Raw genomic sequence first — 17180 nt, 5'->3', positions numbered from 1 at the left:
ATGCGAGCCAACCTGAAACGCTTCTTGCACGTCTTGGCGATGTGGGCGCTGATTGCGCCGTTTCTGGTGCATTCTCTCATTGCGGCAACCGTCATGCCAACGGGTTCCGCCGACGGGCCGGTGCTCGTGATCTGTACGGGCGACGGACCGCTCGAGATGGTGATGGACCCGCTGACGGGCAAGCCGGTCCACAAGGACTCCGATGACCGTTCCAACCCGTGCTCCTGGGCCAAGGGCGCGGTCGTGACGACCCTCGTCCTGCCCGTCTCGGCCCTGGCAATCACAGGCTCATCGACCGCCGCGCACCTGCCGGCGGCCCCCTTTGTCCTGACGGCCGCCCAGGAAACCGGCCTACCTCCGTCAACGGGTCCCCCGTCCGTCCTCTGACCTTTCGATCCGAAATTCCAGAATCCGTCGAGGACCCAATGACCGACATCACCCATGGAGCGAACGCTCCAGCGGACACGCGTGCCGCAAGCAAATACTATCTCGTCGCCTGGCGCTGGCACTTCTATGCTGGGCTCTACGTCATCCCTTTCCTGCTCATGCTCGCGATGACAGGGCTGACAATGCTCTGGATTTCCTGGGGCGCGGGCCTTGCTGCGGAGCGAATGGCAGTGCCGCCCGGCGATACCACAATGGCTGTCAGCACGCTTCAGCAAGCCGCGGAGACCGCGGTGCCGGGCGGCCGTGCGGTGCAGTACATCGAGCCCCTCGCCAAGGACCGCGTGGCCGTCTTCTCGGTTGAGAACGCGAACGGGACGACCGGCGTCGCCCTCGATCCCTACACGGGAGACGTCCTGCACAGCTTCCCATGGCGAGCAGGTTGGTACGACTTCGCGAACGACGTGCACGGCACGCTGCTGCTCGGAACACTCGGCGACAGGATGATCGAGATCGCGGCAAGCCTGGCAGTGGTGCTGATCGCGACCGGCCTGTACCTGAACTGGCCCCGGAACGGCTCCGGCTGGCGGAATGCGCTGGTCCCGCAACTGGACGCAAGGGGACGCAGCTTTTGGAAGTCCCTGCACGGGGCGCTCGGAACCTGGGTTTCATTGATCCTGATGCTCTTCCTTCTGTCCGGGCTGAGCTGGGCAGGAATCTGGGGCGAGCGCATTGTCCAAGCCTGGAACACCTTCCCGGCAGAGAAATGGGGCGCGCCGCTGTCGGATGCGACCCATGCCGAAATGAACCATGAAGGATCGCACGAGGTTCCCTGGACCCTCGAACAGACGCCGATGCCGTCGTCGGGTTCGCTGGCCGGAACCGATGCGATCGCGGATACCGTCACGGTCGACAGTATCGCGGAATTCGCCCGGACCCTCGGCTTTGCAGGGCGATTCCAGATCAGCTTGCCGCAGGACGAAACCGGCGTCTGGACGATCAGCCATGACAGCATGTCGAACGACGGCCCCAACCCGGCCGCCGACCGCACCCTCCACATCGATCAATACACCGGCAATGTGCTCGCCGACGTGCGGTACAGCGACTATTCCGCCTATGCCAAGGCGATGGCCTGGGGGATCGCCTTCCACGAAGGCGATATGGGGGTCTGGAACCTGGTTCTGAACACTATCGTCTGCCTGTCCGTGCTCGTGATCTCGCTCACGGGGCTCGTCATGTGGTGGAAACGCCGCCCTGCCCGTGCCGGCCGCCTCGCCGCACCACCGATGCCGCGGGACGTGCCGCTCTGGAAAGGCGCGGCGGCGCTCGTGGTCCTGCTTGGCGTCCTGTTCCCGATGGCAGGCATTTCCATTGCCGTGGTTGTGCTGCTCGATCTGACGCTTTTGCGGGCCGTGCCGGTGCTCCGGCGCATCCTGTCGTAGGGGTATGGATACGGCGGCGCGCTGCGTCGCCGTATCCAGCATCGGGTTGCCGCAGAGGGCACCCTAGGGCGCCTGAGATGCGTCGTTCGCAGCCGGCGACCGCTGTCCGTCGTTCAGGCACATCGAGGTGCAGCTGCAGCCGCGAGCCTGTGCGCTTCCGGGTAAAACGGGAACCGGCTGAAGTGGCCAGCAACGGTCGTTCGGGCTTGGCCTGGGCGTCGGCCGCTTCCTGCAGGCCGCCAACCTGTCCGGACAGGCGACCGCAGCCTGGCGCGCCTGTGGCTCAAGAGCCGGGCGTCAAGGCCGAAGCTTGCATTTGGCCGATGTTTCGCGGGATACGGCGATCCAAAGACCCGCCTCGGGCGGACCATCGAAAGCCGATATCCACAATGTCTCAAACCGACCATCTCAAGACGGATTGTTCGAAATGCGCAGCTCTTTGCTGTGTCGTTCTGGCCTTCGACAAGAGCAAGGATTTCGCGTTCGACAAGAATCCGGGAGAGCCATGCCGAAACCTCTCGGGACACGATTGCTCGATCCATGACAGGCTGAAGCAAGACGGCTTTGCGGGGTGCGTCGCGTATGATTGCCTCGGCGCCGGAAACCGTGTCGTTCAGGAGGTTTTCGCAGGTCGATCCTGGAGGCAGGATCCCCGCCTCATTCGACTGATGATGGAAGCTTTTTCAGGCATGTGCGAAGTCCACAAGCGCATCGACCTGCTGCGCGCCGCCGAGACGCTGCAGCTGGACCAACAAGACGACCTGACGCGCCAAAGCTTTCTTGCTCGGCTCGAGGAGCACCGGTGGAGCGGCCCCGAACTCAATGAGTTCGAGGCAGGACTGGCGTTGGAGATCGATCTTTTCCTGCACGGGATCGGGGCATACGTGCCCGCTTCCTTCTCCTGACTTTTCCCCCGTGGCAAAGGCCCGGACGATTCAGGATCTTCCGGTTGGGTTCGTTGCCTGAGCGGCAGCGCATAGACCGCAGGTGTCTCAGGCGCCGACGCGGAGTGCCAGCTTTTGGCGCTTCAACGTTCAGAGCTGGAGGCCGTCGGCGATGTGGAGCCGGCACATCTGCCTGGAGTTCCCCCCCCCTCGGCGGAGCATGGCGTTCAGCCGCAGAGAGCGGGAGCACCGGCTCTCGGACGCATCGCTGCCGCCGTCCCCCCTCCCCCAGATGTAGAACATGGCCGTGCTGATCCGTGGCGCAGGCAGCGACCGTTTCGTCCCGGCCTCGCTCTTCTTCGGCAGAACGATGATCGTTCCTCAGTGAACCGTTTCCGCTTCCTGGGACTTCCTCTCTCGTCCAGTCAAAGGTGGGAAATCCCGTTTCGCAGCTTCACCGAGTTGGAGCAGACCGACGCTGCAGCAAATGTCAGTGTCGGTCCGACATCTGCGGCGCTGCGACGCTCATCCCTTGCTGGTCTTGTCCGAACCCGAACTTCCCGGGGCGAGAGACGGTGTCCGCGCAGATCTCTGCGCGATGACCGCGCAAATCAGCAACTGAACCATGTGGTAGATCATGATCGGCAGCACGATCGCCCCCACCTGATCGGCGGGGAAGAGGGTCGAGGCGATGGGCAGGCCGGTGGCGAGGCTCTTGGTCGAGCCGCAGTAGAACAGCACCGCCCGGTCGGGCCGGCTCAGCCCGAACAACCGCCCGAAGCCATGCATCAACCCCATGATGACGGCGAGAAAGGCCAGCACGAAACACACGAGCATCAGGAGGCTCGAGCCCGGGACGGTTTGCCAGAGCCCGGACACGGTACCGGCGCTGAACGCGGAATAGACGATCAGGAGGATAGAACCCCGATCCACCATGCCGGTCAGTCTCTTGTGACGCGCCACCACCGACCAGAGCCATGGCCGCAAGACCTGACCGATGACGAAGGGCAGCAGGATCTGCGTACCGATCCGCACCACCGAATCCATTCGAACCCCGCCGTCGCCCTGTTGCATGAGCAGCGCCACCAGGGCCGGGGTCACCACGACGCCGACCATGTTGGAGACCGAGGCGGCGCAGATGGCGCCCGGTACATTGCCACCGGAGATCGCGGTGAAGGCGACCGAGGATTGCACCGTCGAAGGAAGCAGCGACAGGAACAGCAGGCCGAACGCGATTGTCGCGCCCAGTATCGGGTCGGCCAGCGTCGCAAATGCCAGTCCCACCAGCGGGAACAGGATATAGGTGGCAGCGAACGTCAGCCCCTGCAGCCGCCAGTTGGCGAGCCCGGCCCGCACCGCGCCAGGATCGAGCTTGGCGCCGTAGAGAAAGAAAAGCAGCGACACCGCCCAGTAGGTCACGTGCTTCAGACCGGCGGCCACCGCGCCATGCGCCGGCAGCAGCACGCCCAGACCGACCGCGCCGATCAGCAACAGCATGAACGTGTCCAGGCCGATCCGTTTCAGCAGATGCATGTCAGTTCCGATGTCCGGTCGCTTCGGCGCTCAGTTGGCCCATTGCAGACCGATCTGCAACAGGCTTTCATCCGCGCCCGGCTCCCCGACGAGCTGGATGCCGCAGGCCAGCCCGGCCTCCGACCAGCCCGCGGGCAGGGTCAGGCCGGGCAGACCGAGCGCGTTTGCGAAGGCGGTGAAGACCGCGTGCCCGCGCGGGCCGACCGGTTGCCCGTCGATCTCTTCGGGGTGGCTTTGCGCCTTGGGCCAGGACAGCGCCGCAATCGCCGGGGTCATCAGCATGTCATACCCGGCCATGGCCTCGCGATAGGCCAGCCGCAGTTCCTCGATACCGACGAGGGCTCCGGCGTAGTCGGTGGCGCTCATGCCCTGCCCCGCGTCGGCCATCGCCGTCACCGCCGGACCGAACCCGTCGGCCAGCCGGGGATCGTTCTGGCGCAGCCACGCCACCCCGGCGCAGCTGATCACCGGCCAGATCCGGTCGATTGCGGCGGTGGCGTCGAAGCTCTCTACCGACACCACCTCGTGCCCAAGCGCGCGAACACGGTCGGCCGCCCGGTCGCAGAGTTGCTGGATCTCCTGGTCCACCGGCTGTCCGGAAAAGCGGCGAGCATGGAGCACGCGGGCGGGCCCGGCCTCTTTCACCGGGTCTGCCGACCCGGCCAGCCACCGGGACATCGTGTCGATGTCGCGCATGTCGCGGCCGATCGGGCCCACGACCTCGAACGCCCCGAGGATCGCGGGGAACCCTTCGCCGCGCGGCACCCGGCCGGCACCCGGCTTGAAGCCATAGAGGCCGGCATGTGCCGCGGGGCGCCGGATCGAGCCGCCGCCGTCCGTGCAGAGGGCCAGAGGCCCGATGCCCGCCGCGACCGCAGCCGCCGCACCGCCGCTGGACCCGCCCGGCGTCAGGTCCGGGGCAAAGGGCAAGCCCGTCGCGCCAAACAGCCGGTTGTCGGTGTAGCCCTGCACGGTCAGCTCCGGCACGTTGGTCTTGGCGAACAGCACCGCCCCGCCCGCGCGCAGTCGCGCCACCGGGCATTCATCCCGCGTGGGCACGTGATCCCGCAGCCCAGGGGTACCCCAGGTCGCCGGCAGCCCGGCCACGAGCAGGTTGTCCTTCACGCTGATCGGCACCCCGTCGAGCGCTGACAGGCGCGCCCCGGCCTGCCAGCGAGCCGCACTGTCCCGCGCCATCTCGCGGGAACGCGCGTCGTCCCGCGCGATCACCGCATTGATGACCGGGTTGACCGCATCGCATCGCGCCAGAACGCTTTCCAGCGCATCGAGCGGCGTGAACTCTCCGGCTGCGTAGCCCGTGACCAGATCATGCGCCGACAGTTCCCAAAGCTCCGCCATGTCTCAGACCCTTGCAATGACGGCGATCGGGGCAGCGCCGGGCGTGCATTGATGCTCCGTCCCACCGGAGACGAAGATCGCCGGATCGCCGGTCACCGAAGCGATCACCCCGCCGACCGCGGCGCGGGCATGGCGTTCGTAGTGGATGTCGGCATCCGACAGCATGGTCGTCCGCCGGCCTCGCAGGGTTGCGGCGGCCTCGGCCTTGGCAAAGACGGCAACCGGCGCGCCACCGGCGTCGGAAATCGCCGCTTTCACGGCAGAGGCGTCGATCGCGTCGGCCAGCACCGCGTGGCCGATCCGGAACTCTCCGACCGCCGCAGCCGAGTTGCCGAACAGGAGCACCTCGCATTTCGTCAGCTCGCCGCCGGCAGAGGTCGAGGCCACGGAGGAGTAGAGTTCAAGCCGCCGCGCAATCGCGCCGTCATCGACGTTCTCGGCCTTGACCTCCCCCAATGCCAGCGCCACGCCCAACGCCATCGCTCCGCGGGCGTAGGGCTTCGACCCGTTCGGATCCTGAGTCACCAGAGCGGCGCCGCGCCCCCCGGCATCGGCAATCCGGGCCGGCGTCAGCAAAGGCCCCTTGACCTGAACGTAATGGACATCCGCCGGATCGCAGATCCCTGCATCCGCCATCGCCCGCTCGGTGGCCGCGCGCACCATCTCCACATGGGCCATGCGGCCGATGTCCTCGGGGGCGAGGTCCGGAGACATCGCCAGCCCGAGGGCAAGGCGCCCTCCGCCGGCCGGTTCGTCCTGATCCTCCTGCCGGGTGAAGACCGTGGCGTGGGGGGACAGCACGCCCTCGGTGCCGCCCGACCAGACAAAGGCGACGGCAGCCTCGACCTCCGCCACCGCCTCCCCCCTGGCCTCGGCCAGGACCTGCGCGAAACACATGGTGGCGAGGGCGCGGGTGAAATCGTTCGCACCCCCGTTGCCCTCGGTCTTGCCGATGACGGCGACGACCGACCGCGGATCGATCGCGCCGCTCTCCAACTGTGCGCGCAGCTCGGCGGTGTCGGCCGGGGACGCCATGGCGAGCTTGTGAACGCCGATTTTCATGGGCATGTCCTACTTTCCTCCCCAGTGCACGAAGCGCGTCTCCAGCAGGGTGAAGAGCAGGTTCATCAGGTAGCCCAGGGCGCCTGCCGCGAAGATGGAGGCATACATGTCCGGCATGTTGAAGATCATCTGGGCGTCGATGATCCGTTTGCCCAACCCGTCGGTCGAGCCGATGAACATCTCGGCCACGATGACGATGACCAGCGCCATCGATACGCCGGAGCGCAGGCCGATGAAGGTCTGCGGCAGGGATTCCCAGACCGTCACGTCCCACAGGATACGGGCCCGCGACGCGCCCATCACCTGCGCCGCCAGCTGGCGAAGCTGTCGCGCGTTCATTACGCCGTAGGCGGTGTTGAACAGGATGATCAGCGCCGCGCCGAAGGCCGCGACGGCGATCTTGGCCTCTTCGCCGATCCCGAAAAACACGAGGAACAGCGGGAACATCGCCGAGGCCGGCGTCGAGCGGAAGAAATCGATCAGGAACTCGACGGACCGGTAGAGCCGGCTCGACGAGCCCAGGGCCACACCCATCGGCACCGCGATGACCGTCGCCACGGCAAAGGCGCTCATGGTTCGGATGATCGTGCGCAGAAAATCGTGCCCGAGCGTGCCCTCGGTCATGCCTTCGACGAAGGCCGCCCAGGATTGCTTCGGCGACGGCAGCAGCACCGGGTCGACCATCTCCACCAGGTTGACGAAGGCCCAGACCGCGACGAGCGCGAGCGCCCCGAGCACCGGTTGCAGCCAGCCCATCGCCGGCAGCCTGTCTCGCAGTTTCTGGATCATGGCTTGCGCACCTCCCGCTGGAAGATCTCGAGCGACCGCGTCTTCACGTCTATGAACTCCGGTGTCACCGTGGTTTCCGCATTGCGCGGGCGCGGCGCGTCGAAGGGGATGCGCGCGGCAACCGAGGTCGGCTTGCGGGTGAGCAGCAGGACCTCGTCAGCCAGTTCGACCGCCTCGTCGAGATCGTGCGACACCAGCAGCGACGTCACCTGCATCTCGGTCAGAACCGCCTGAAGCTTGTCGCGCAGGAACAGCGTCATCTCGTAATCCAGCGCCGAGAACGGCTCGTCGAGGAACAGCACCTCGGGGTCGATAACCAGGGCGCGCATGATCGACACGAGCTGCTGCTGGCCACCCGACAGTTCGTAGGGGTAGCGGTTGAGATCGATGGAGACATTGAAGCTGGCCAGCAGCTTCTCGATCCGCGCGTCCTGTTCGGCCTTGGTCAGGCGCAGGAACTTCAGCGGGTAGCGAATGTTGTCGATCGCCCGGAGCCAGGGAAAGCCCGCCTCCCGGTAGTTCTGGAAGACATAGCCGATCTTGGTCTCGCGTGCGGTCTTGCCGTCGAACAGGATCGTGCCGGCATCATAGTCCATGATCCCGGAGATCATGTTGATCAGCGTGCTCTTCCCGCATCCGTTCGGGCCGAAGATCGACACCACCTTGCCGCGCGGCAGGTCGAGATCGAAATCCTCGTAGAGAACCGTGTCCCCGAAGGTCTTGGTCAATCCGCGAATGGTGATGTGGGTGCCCGGCGCGAACCAGCGGAAGCGCTCGGCATGGTCACCGGTGTCCGCATGGTCGCCAGCCTCCGCGGGGTTTCCCGCAGAGACCAGACGCAGCGCGCTATCGTCCGGGGACATGATCGGCCTCGGCAAGCTCACATCGCCTCCGTGATGTCGGCGACATCGATCTTCTCGGCCACGACACCGAGATCGACACCGATATCGACGAAGCTCTGGAACTCGCCAAGCTCGGCTTCGCTGAGGTCGGAAACCATGCTGAAATGCGCCAGCGGAACGGTTTCGGTCAGGTTCTCCGGAACCTTCATCTCGGCCAGCAGCGACCGGGCCGAGGGATCGTCGTTGGCATCCTTCACCGCCTTCGCCCAGGCCGCAGCGAACCGCTTGGCAACGTCCGGACGGTCCGCGATCAGTTTGCCCGACACCGCCGCACCGGCCGCATAGGCCTCCGCGGTCTCGTCCTTCATGAGGTACTTGGCGATCACACCGGTCTCAAGCCGCTTGGCGATCCCGAGATCGACCATGATCGAGGCCAGCGCCTCGAGCGTGTAGCCGCCGTCGAAATTGCCGCTCTGCATCGCGCCGATATGGTTGCCCATGCCCTGCTCCTGGATCCGGAACTCGTCCTCGCCGAGCCCCGAGGCGAGCAGGCTTGCCTTGGCCGCGCCGAGGTTGGCCGGTCCGGGCGCCGAGAACAGGTTCGCCCCCTTCAGATCGGCGATGCTGGTCGCGGTGCTGTCGGGCTTCACCACGAATTGCTCCATCACGTACTCGCTGTTCTGGCCGTAGAGCGCGATGAACTGCATCGTGTCGGGGCGCAGCGCGTTGATGTTTGCACCTTCGAGCGAAACGAGGTTCGAAACCGCGTCGATGTCGCCACTGACCATCGCCTGCACGATCAGGGGATGGGTGCCGATGAATACCGGCTCGACCTCGAGATCGACCTCTTCGAAATAGCCGCGCTCCGCGGCGACGTAGTAGGGCAGCGCGGAACTGGCGACGAAGACGCCGATCTTCACCTTGTCGGCGGCGGAGGCGGAAACGGCGACGCTGCTGGACAGCGCGATGCCGAGGCCGATCTGGCCCAGGGTCGAGAGGAATTTCCGGCGAAGCATATCGCTCATTGAGAGGTCTCCTGTTGGCGTGTTTCTATGGCTGTCGTTTCTGTGAGTGGCGTGATCGGGCGGCTGGTCATGCGGATTCCAGAACGCCACCCGGAACTGCGAAGTCGTTGTAGAGCAGAGACAATTTCCGCTGGAACGGCGCCTCGAGCTTCTTCAGCGACCCGGCAACCGGGTCCGAACCGGCCAGCAGCGTGTCGCTGGCCTCCAGCGAGAAATCCATCACGAAGCGCAACCTGTCATGGCGCGCGCGGACGATCGCTTCGAGCCAGAGCGCCGGGTCGTACTGGCCGGCCTCGGCCAGATCGCGGATGATGGCGAGCGCTGCGCAGGCGCTTTCCATCGCCTGCGTGGCTCCCTGCCCCAGGGTCGGCACCATGCCGTTGGAACTGTCGCCGAGATAGAGAACGTTGGCCCCGTCCTCGCGCAGGCAGAGCGGGCTTTCCTGCAGCCGCGCCCAATGCAGCTCGACGCTCTCGTCGGTCACCAGATCGACAAGCCATTCCCCCTGGGCGCTGAGCTTGCCATCGGCCGGGGTAAAGCTGCGGCGCAGAGCCTCCCGGGTCTTCATCTCTTCCGGGATCTCGCTACCGACCGGGATCGGGAACGTGCCCGACATGTAGATGCTGTCATCCGGCACCCGGTAGCCGAGCAGGCGGTTCGGCCCATTGAACCATTGTTCGTAATCATCGATCAGGCCGCCCGTCGTGTTGGGCGCGATCAGCCGAAAGATCGCCACGCCGACCTGGCGCGCGTTGACCGGCCCACGGAACCGGCTGCGCACCTGGGAGAACCGGCCATCGGCCGCGATCAGCAGATCGACGTCGGTCAGGGTCTTTGCCGATCCCGCCTCGGTGAAGGCGATGTCCAGCCGCCCGGTGCCGTCGGTTTTGTCGGTAATCGCGTCGATGCTGCAGCCATAGCGGATGCGGTCGCCCGCAGCATCGCGCAGAACCCGGTAGAGCTCCGACCATCGAAGGCGCCAGCCATCCACAGGCGCGATGCTCTTCAGCTTGATGTCGAACAGTTCGCGGCCGCCCATCGTCGAGGCCCGCCATCCCGACCAGGGAAACGACACCTCCGACACCGAACGCGCCAGGTCCGGATCGGTCGCCTGCAAAGCCTGCACCGCATTCGGCCCGATGTTCAGCCCGGTGCCCGCCTCGGCATGTTCGCCGGGAGCGATCCGTTCCAGGCAATGCACCTCGATGCCCGGCACCTGCGCCAGCCCGCGCGCCATGATGCTGCCGGCGACGCCGGCGCCGATGATCGCGATCTTCATTGAGCCTGTCCTTCCTTGCATGCCTCGGCCGCCTCCGCGATCACGGCGATCAGACCGCCGCCGAACGGCCCCTGATGCTCCGCGCCGCCCGAGACAAAAATCCGCGTGTCGCCGGCCACCCCGGCGACCAAGCCGCCGACCGCGCCGCGGATGTGCCGCTGGGGGTCGATATCCGTGTCGTTCAGCATCGTGTGCCGGGCGCCGTGGATCTGCCCGGACTGGTCAGGCTCGCATTTCACGAACATGGCCCTCAGCCGGTCGCGCTCCTGCGCCCCCACCTGCAGCGCACCGGAGAATCCAAGGTCCGAGAACACCCCGCGCACGGCCGCGATGTCGATGGCGTCGGCCATCACGCGGTGGGAAATCCGCAGCGGGCCGTTCCATGCCGGACTCATGCCCAGCACGACCACCTCGTTGCAGAGCACCTCTACGCCGGAGGAAATGCTCGCGCGGGAGCTGAACCGATCGAAGTTCTTCAGGAACTCCCGGTCGTCCAGTTCGCTCTCGTCGATCTCGCCTGTGGCCAGCGCAACGCCCATGGCCCCCGCCGCCCGTGCGCGGGCCATGGAGACGCCGGCATTTGGCGCCGGGGACGTCAGCCCGGCCGCCTGCAGGGCAGCGATCCGGTCCGAGGTCAGGCACGGCGCCTTGACCTGAACGAAGTGCAGATCGGCCGGATCGTCGATCCCCGCATCCGCCATCGCCGCCCGCACGCTCTGCGCCACCGCGCGCGTATGATCCGCGGTCCCGACCGTTTCGAACGGCGTGTCCCCGGAACAGGCCGCCCCGATGGCCAGTGCAGCCACGCTCTCGCTCGGAGCCAGGGATTCCGCACTGCGGCAAAGAACGACGTAATGCGGAGACAGCACCCCCTCGGTGCCGCCCGACAGGATGCAGGGGACGGTCCGGGCGATTTCCTCGGGCGGCCGGTTCAGGTGACGGGCCAGCAGCGACATCAGGCTGTCGGTGAAATATCCTCGCGTGAAATCGTTCACACCGCCGTTTCCCTCGGTCTTTCCGATGACCGCGACGATTTCGGCGGCGCGGATCGTGCCATCGTCCAGCAAAGCGGCGAGCGCCGAGAGATCCCCCGGATGCGCCATCGACAATCTGAACACCTTGGCCTGCACGTCTGCCCTCATATCTCTTTGCGTCGCCTTCACATGGCCAAAAATGCTGCGCTGCGGATAGAACCAAATCTATCCATGGGTGAGAGCAAAATGTGTGCGCTCGGGTGGCGTTCCGATCAGATCTGGGACAGCGCCTGCTTGACCGTTTCGATGAAGCTCATCGCCGGCAGGGGCAGGTTGCGATCTTTGCGCGCCGCAAAGATCAGCCGCCCGCTGCGCAATTCGGGATCGACCAGCGGGATAGCGACAAGCTCGCCCGACGCCACCTCCTCCCGGGTGCCGACCTCGAACTGAAAGCAGATCGCGTCGGTCCGGCGGGCATAGGCCTTCAGCGCGCTCATGGTGTTGGCTTCCAGCACCACGTTCAGCGACAGCCGCTGCCTGGCAATGACCTCGTTCAGCAATGTCCGCCCACCGAAGGATTGCGGCCCCGGGCCAGCAGATAGGGCTGGCAGTCGGTCAGGCGAAGCTTGGTCCGTTGCGCCAGAGGATGATCGGGCCGCATCATCGCAAACAGCGGTTGCGCCACAGAGGCGATCTCCTCCAGCTCCTTGTTCGGGGCGGGATCATGCGCCAGCAGCAGGTCGGTCTCGTCCCGCATGAGCGAGCGCACGAGATCGCTGGTGGCGCCGACGATCATCTTGAAATGGACGCCGGGGTGATGCTCCTGGAAGCTGGTGATCGCCCCCTGGATGAAATCGTTGGCGACGGAATGGGCGACGGCGATGGACACGTTGCCCCGCACCAGCCCGCGCAGCTGCCGGATCTGGGCATTCGCCGTTTCCACGTCTCCGATATTGCGCCGGATCGCGGTGAGGATCACCTCGCCCGCAGCGGTCAGGCGCACCCCGCGCGGCAAACGCTCGAACAGCGGCATGCCCAACTCGCCCTCGATCTCGAGGATCTTCCGGTTGAGCGATGTGGAGGCCACATGCAGGCGCGCTGCGGCCTTGCGGATGGACCCGGCCGAGGCGACCGCATCCAGATAAACGTAGTCCCGGGGCGGGCGAAACATGTCAGGCAACAACTCCCGTATGGAGGGCAGAGTGCCTACGATCTACGCGTGCGCAGCGACGAAAGGCCAGTCGGGCCCGACGAAGCCCGATGCCGGCCTTTCCAACGGCCACGCTCAACATCGTGAGGCCGATGTGCAACGCTCCCTTGCGCCAACGAGGCCGGGACACGCCGAATGGTCATACAGGGCATATGACAAGCGCCCTTCCACCCGGCGCAAAGCGCTTCCAGAGCCAGGCGACGCGGTGAGCGCCGCATCTCTCTACAATCATTTAAAAATCTGCGAGACCGGCAGGCATTTCCTGGGAGCGACTTACTTGAAAACGAGGTCTTCCGATCACCTTCCAACAGCCGGAAGCGCCTCGCTGCCCGCGCGCTATGGCCCGCCGAACCGGCTCGAGGCAGGGCAAGCCACGCGCCATATCCGCCGACTCATCGCGCTGTTTCACGACGAGCACGCCCTGCACGATCGCAAGAATTTCCGCCGAATGCCCAAACTTCACGCCAGTTGCCCAGAGTTCCGGCACTCAACTCAAGGCTGACGGGTGGGCTCCCCGAAGCTGACACCCTGCCCGCTTGCGCGGCGGACGCGCTCCGGGCAGTACCTCCGGAGCACCGCAGAACAGAACAATCACCCAAGCACCCCTCACAATGCAGGGAAAATTTCCTCCCAGGGGCAGCGTTGGGAAAACAGCGCGCCTCAACCTTTCGAGCAGGCATCCTTCGGGAAAGGACATCCATTGAATCGGAGCAAAACCGCATGATCCGCGACTTTGCCGCGTTGAGCTGGCCGGACGTTGCAGGAGATCTTTCGCGGAACATTCCCGCGATCCTCCCGGTGGGGGCGATCGAGCAGCATGGCGCGCACCTCCCGCTGACGGTCGACCGCGACCTTGCCGAGGGAGTCGCGCGGGCGATTGCCGAACGGACCGGCGCGTTCCTGCTGCCGGCCTGCGGGTACGGCGAAACATGGTCCAGCGAGGCTTTTCCGGGGACTCTGTCGATCAGCCCGGAAACCCTGCGCGCGATGATCCAGGATATCGGGCGGGGCCTGATAGGCATGGGCATACCGGCGCTCATCACCCTGAACGGGCATTTCGGGAACAGCGGGCCGATCGCGCTTGCCGCGCGCACGCTGCTCTCCGAGGGACTGCCCGTCCTCCACCTGGACTATCCCGGGCTAGAACCGCTGGCGGGCAAGATCTGCACCAGCAAGCCCGCGGGCCCCGGCTTCTATCACGCCGACGAGGTCGAGACGTCGATGATGCTGGCCCTGCGGCCCGAAGCCGTCCAAATGGACAGGGCAACGCCGGAATACCCGGACTTTCCGCCGACCTTCGGACAGGAACCCTTTCAGCTGCGCGAGATCTCCGAAAGCGGCGTGTTCGGCGATCCGCGGGCCGCGACTGCTGAAAAGGGGCGCATGTTGATCCACGGCATCGCCGATGCGGCCGTGCCATTGATCGACGCGTTCCTCACCCGCCACGGCCTCACGACAACGCAGGGCTAAGATGACTGACCCGAGAAACGACATGGCCGGATCGCCGCTCCCCGACGACCTGCTGCCCGACGCCTGGGACGAGGTCCGGCTCCGGCAGGCCCTGACGCTGGTCGCGCTTGGCAAGAAGCCGGCGGACCTGATCCTGCGCGTGGGCCGCATGCTGGATGTGCACTCCGGTCTGTGGCTGTGCGACCGCGACATCGTCATCAGCGGCCGCCGCATCGCCTGGACAGGGCCGGCCGGCGGTTGGAACGGCACAGCCGAGCGGCTGATGGAGCGGCCCGATCTCGCCGCCGTTCCGGGGTTCGGCGAGGTTCACAAGCATATCGAATCCTCGCACCTCACCCCGGAGTGGGAAGCCGCGCTCGTGCTGCCCCACGGCTGCACCTGGACCTGCGAAGCAAGCCACGAATATTCCAACGTCGACGGCCCCGGGAACCTCGACTTCTGGCTGGCGCACCGGCGCGCGGGAATGCCTGCCAAGATCTTCCCCCTGCCCGGCTCCGCCGTGCCGCCGACGGCCTACGAGGGCGGCGGCGGCTACTATGGCGCGCGGGAGCAGGCGGATTTCATGGCGACACCGCAGGTTGCCGGGCTCGACGAGGTGATGGACTGGCCCGCGGTCTGGGATGCGTCCAACCCGAGCCACGACCGGCTGTGGGGCATGATCGGGGCGACCTTCGCGGCCCGTGGGGTCGTCGAAGGCCACGCCGCCGGGATGCGGGACATCACCGAGATCTCCGCCTTCGCCGCCGCCGGCATGGCCTCGGATCACGAGGCTTGGACAGCCGAGGAGGTGATGGACAAGCTCACCCGCGGCCTCTTCGTGGAACTGCGCCCGCATTCCCTGCCCGACATGGTGGCCGGGCTTCTGGAGATGGGGCTGGCGGACTGGAGCCACCTCGCAATCTGCACCGACGACCGCGCGGCGCAGGACACGCTGGCCATCGGTGCCACCGATCACAATGTCCGCCTGGCGATCAAGGCGGGGCTGCGCCCCGAGACGGCGATCCAGATGGTGACGCTGAACCCGGCCCGGCACATGCGGCTCACGCCTTGGGTCGGAGCGATCGCGCCGGGGCGCTATGCCGACCTTGTTCTTCTCGATGATGTCGAGACGATCTCGATCGCCGAGGTCTGGGCCGATGGCCGGCAGGTGTCGCACGGTAAGGAATACCTGCTGGGGGTCCCCCGGATCGAACGGCCGGAACGGGCGCGCGCCTCCGTGCGGCTGCCGCGGGAACTGACAGCGGCGGATTTCGAGATCATGGCCCCGGACGGCCGCGCCAGCGTGACGGCCGCGGTGCTCCGGCCGTTTCACTGGGAGGATGACTTCCTCACCGTTTCGCTTCCCGTCCAGGACGGGATCGTGCAACGCGAGACCGCGCAGACCGTGACGAAATTCTCCGTCATCGACCGGCACCTCGACACCGGCCGGGTCGCCCGGATGTTCTGGCGTGGCACCGGCCCTTCGACCCCCGGCACGGCGCTCGCCTGCACCATGGCCCACGACCAGCACAATATCTGGGCGGTCGGTTCCTGCGACGCGGCAATGGCCCGCGCGGTCAATACCTTGCGAGACATGCAGGGCGGCTGGGCGCTGGTGCGCGAGGGGCAGCTCGTCGCAACCGTTCACTACGAGATCGGCGGTCTGATGACCTGCCGCCCGGCCGGCGACCTGGCCCGCGAGATGGAGCATCTCTACGCAGAGGCCGCCAAGGTGGACTGGATGTGGGAGCCCACCTCTTCTCCCCGCTGGCAGCCGGGCTTCCCCGAGCGCCTCGCCTTCGCGACCCTGACCTGCGCCCCGTGGCGGTGGGTCCTCGTCGCGCCGAGCGACGACAATCCATCGGGGTTCGTCAACGTCCGGACGGGCGAGACGCACCCCATCGTCTGGTGACAGCCGCAACTTCCCGCCCCCTCGAACAGGAGACATCCCCATGCCCGCCCTCACGACCCGCCGCGCGATCCTTCGCGCCGCAATGCTTGCAGCCCCCCTGCTGCTCCCGGCAGCCTCCCACGCCCAAGCGGATGGCGAACCGCTGAAGATCGCCATGATCCTGCCCGGCCCGATCACCGACAACGACTGGAACTCCGTCGGTTACAACGGGTTGAAATTGGCCGGCGAGGCGCTCGGGGTCGACGTGGCCTATGCCGAGAACGTCACGGATGCCGATGCCGAGCGGCTGCTGCGGGACTTCGCCTCCCGCGGCTATGGCCTCGTGTTCGCGCACAGCTTCTCCTTCGGGGACGCCGCGCTCAATGCCGCCGAGAGCTTCCCCGAGACGATCTTCATGGCCGGCACCGCCTCGGAGCTGAGCGACAACCTCGGCACCTATTCCAACCCCGACTACCAGGGCGCTTACCTCGCTGGGATGCTGGCGGCGGGCGCGTCCGAGACCGGCACCATCGGCTGGGTCGGCGGCATGCCGGCTCCGAACATGCTCGCCAACCTGCACGCCTACACCGCCGGTGCCGGAGAGGTCAGCCCTGAAGTCACCGTTCTGCACACCTTCATCGGAAGCTGGTTCGATCCGCCCAAGGCCAAGGAGGCCACGATCGCCCAGATCGAACAGGGCGCGGACGTGCTCAGCGCACAGGGCGTGGGCGTGATCGACGGGGCGGCGGAAAAGGGTGTCCTGGCACTCGGCGCGATGACCGATCAGAACTTCCTCGGCGAGGAAACCGTGCTGACCAGCGTGACCTGGGATCTCGGACCACTGGTCACCGCCGTCGGGCAGGCGGTCATGGACGAGACCTGGACCAGCGAGAACTGGTCCTACGGCGTTGCTTCCGGCTCGGTCGGGCTGGCCCCGTTCCACGGGCTGGAAAGCCGCGTGGACCCAGCGGTGATGGAAGCGGTCGAGGCCAAGATTGCCGCGATCAAGGACGGCAGCTTCGAGGTGCCGCTCGACACCAGCCCGGTCGAGTAGGCC

At 66.3% G+C, this 17180-nt stretch carries 17 protein-coding genes; 7 read left to right on the top strand and 10 right to left on the bottom strand.

Going from position 1 to position 17180, the window contains the following annotated elements:
* Nucleotides 1–93: 93 nt before the first annotated feature.
* The 3 genes from CHB86_RS04145 (at nucleotide 94) to CHB86_RS04135 (ending at nucleotide 2731) form a co-directional block, all read left to right on the top strand.
* Nucleotides 94–387, top strand: a complete 294-nt coding sequence (locus CHB86_RS04145) for a hypothetical protein (protein ID WP_176442760.1) — start codon at nucleotides 94–96, stop codon at nucleotides 385–387.
* 38 nt (nucleotides 388–425) lie between these two features.
* Complete coding sequence (locus tag CHB86_RS04140) at nucleotides 426–1826, top strand: PepSY-associated TM helix domain-containing protein (protein WP_089231493.1); 1401 nt, start codon at nucleotides 426–428, stop codon at nucleotides 1824–1826.
* Nucleotides 1827–2215: 389 nt separating this feature from the next.
* The gene (locus tag CHB86_RS04135) at nucleotides 2216–2731 is read left to right on the top strand and encodes a hypothetical protein (RefSeq protein WP_089231491.1); all 516 of its coding nucleotides are present in this window, start codon (nucleotides 2216–2218) and stop codon (nucleotides 2729–2731) included.
* A gap of 504 nt (nucleotides 2732–3235) precedes the next feature.
* Here CHB86_RS04135 and CHB86_RS04130 read toward each other — a convergent pair.
* The 10 genes from CHB86_RS04130 to CHB86_RS04090 form a co-directional block, all read right to left on the bottom strand.
* Complete coding sequence (locus CHB86_RS04130) at nucleotides 3236–4243, bottom strand: bile acid:sodium symporter family protein (protein ID WP_089231489.1); 1008 nt, start codon at nucleotides 4241–4243, stop codon at nucleotides 3236–3238.
* 30 nt (nucleotides 4244–4273) lie between these two features.
* Entirely contained in the window at nucleotides 4274–5602 is a 1329-nt protein-coding gene (locus CHB86_RS04125; RefSeq protein WP_089231487.1) for an amidase, read from the bottom strand.
* Nucleotides 5603–5605: 3 nt separating this feature from the next.
* Nucleotides 5606–6670 carry a cyanuric acid amidohydrolase gene (gene atzD / locus CHB86_RS04120; RefSeq protein ID WP_245837722.1) on the bottom strand — a complete coding sequence of 355 codons (1065 nt, stop codon included), beginning with the start codon at nucleotides 6668–6670 and terminating at the stop codon, nucleotides 5606–5608.
* 3 nt (nucleotides 6671–6673) lie between these two features.
* On the bottom strand, nucleotides 6674–7453 hold the full coding sequence (locus tag CHB86_RS04115) for an ABC transporter permease (RefSeq protein WP_089231485.1): 780 nt from the start codon (nucleotides 7451–7453) through the stop codon (nucleotides 6674–6676).
* The gene (locus tag CHB86_RS04110; RefSeq protein WP_089231636.1) at nucleotides 7450–8316 is read right to left on the bottom strand and encodes an ABC transporter ATP-binding protein; all 867 of its coding nucleotides are present in this window, start codon (nucleotides 8314–8316) and stop codon (nucleotides 7450–7452) included. The genes CHB86_RS04115 and CHB86_RS04110 overlap by 4 nt, the downstream gene beginning before the upstream one ends.
* Nucleotides 8317–8333: 17 nt before the next feature.
* Nucleotides 8334–9320 carry an ABC transporter substrate-binding protein gene (locus CHB86_RS04105; RefSeq protein WP_217898259.1) on the bottom strand — a complete coding sequence of 329 codons (987 nt, stop codon included), beginning with the start codon at nucleotides 9318–9320 and terminating at the stop codon, nucleotides 8334–8336.
* Nucleotides 9321–9387: 67 nt separating this feature from the next.
* Nucleotides 9388–10599 (bottom strand): Rossmann-fold NAD(P)-binding domain-containing protein, encoded by a 1212-nt coding sequence (locus CHB86_RS04100; protein WP_089231483.1) that lies wholly within the window; start codon nucleotides 10597–10599, stop codon nucleotides 9388–9390.
* Entirely contained in the window at nucleotides 10596–11741 is a 1146-nt protein-coding gene (atzD, locus tag CHB86_RS04095; protein WP_089231481.1) for a cyanuric acid amidohydrolase, read from the bottom strand. The genes CHB86_RS04100 and atzD (CHB86_RS04095) overlap by 4 nt, the downstream gene beginning before the upstream one ends.
* Nucleotides 11742–11845: 104 nt before the next feature.
* Nucleotides 11846–12133 carry a LysR substrate-binding domain-containing protein gene (locus CHB86_RS25195; RefSeq protein WP_217898258.1) on the bottom strand — a complete coding sequence of 96 codons (288 nt, stop codon included), beginning with the start codon at nucleotides 12131–12133 and terminating at the stop codon, nucleotides 11846–11848.
* A complete protein-coding gene (locus CHB86_RS04090) occupies nucleotides 12127–12744 on the bottom strand; it encodes a LysR family transcriptional regulator (RefSeq protein ID WP_217898257.1) in 618 nt (205 codons plus the stop codon). The genes CHB86_RS25195 and CHB86_RS04090 overlap by 7 nt, the downstream gene beginning before the upstream one ends.
* Nucleotides 12745–12775: 31 nt before the next feature.
* Here CHB86_RS04090 and CHB86_RS24120 point away from each other — a divergent pair, with 31 nt between their 5' ends.
* The 4 genes from CHB86_RS24120 (at nucleotide 12776) to CHB86_RS04075 (ending at nucleotide 17177) form a co-directional block, all read left to right on the top strand.
* Entirely contained in the window at nucleotides 12776–13285 is a 510-nt protein-coding gene (locus CHB86_RS24120) for a hypothetical protein (protein WP_141134819.1), read from the top strand.
* Between the two features lie 140 nt (nucleotides 13286–13425).
* Nucleotides 13426–14253 carry a creatininase family protein gene (locus tag CHB86_RS04085; protein ID WP_245837721.1) on the top strand — a complete coding sequence of 276 codons (828 nt, stop codon included), beginning with the start codon at nucleotides 13426–13428 and terminating at the stop codon, nucleotides 14251–14253.
* Nucleotide 14254: 1 nt separating this feature from the next.
* Complete coding sequence (locus tag CHB86_RS04080) at nucleotides 14255–16144, top strand: adenine deaminase (protein WP_245837720.1); 1890 nt, start codon at nucleotides 14255–14257, stop codon at nucleotides 16142–16144.
* Between the two features lie 40 nt (nucleotides 16145–16184).
* Nucleotides 16185–17177: a BMP family protein gene (locus CHB86_RS04075; RefSeq protein ID WP_089231475.1), complete on the top strand. Its 993-nt coding sequence runs from the start codon at nucleotides 16185–16187 to the stop codon at nucleotides 17175–17177.
* Nucleotides 17178–17180 lie beyond the last annotated feature (3 nt).

The organism is Tropicimonas sediminicola (genome assembly GCF_900188335.1).
In the GTDB taxonomy this organism is placed as follows: domain Bacteria; phylum Pseudomonadota; class Alphaproteobacteria; order Rhodobacterales; family Rhodobacteraceae; genus Tropicimonas; species Tropicimonas sediminicola.
This window is presented reverse-complemented; position numbering and strand designations above follow the sequence as displayed.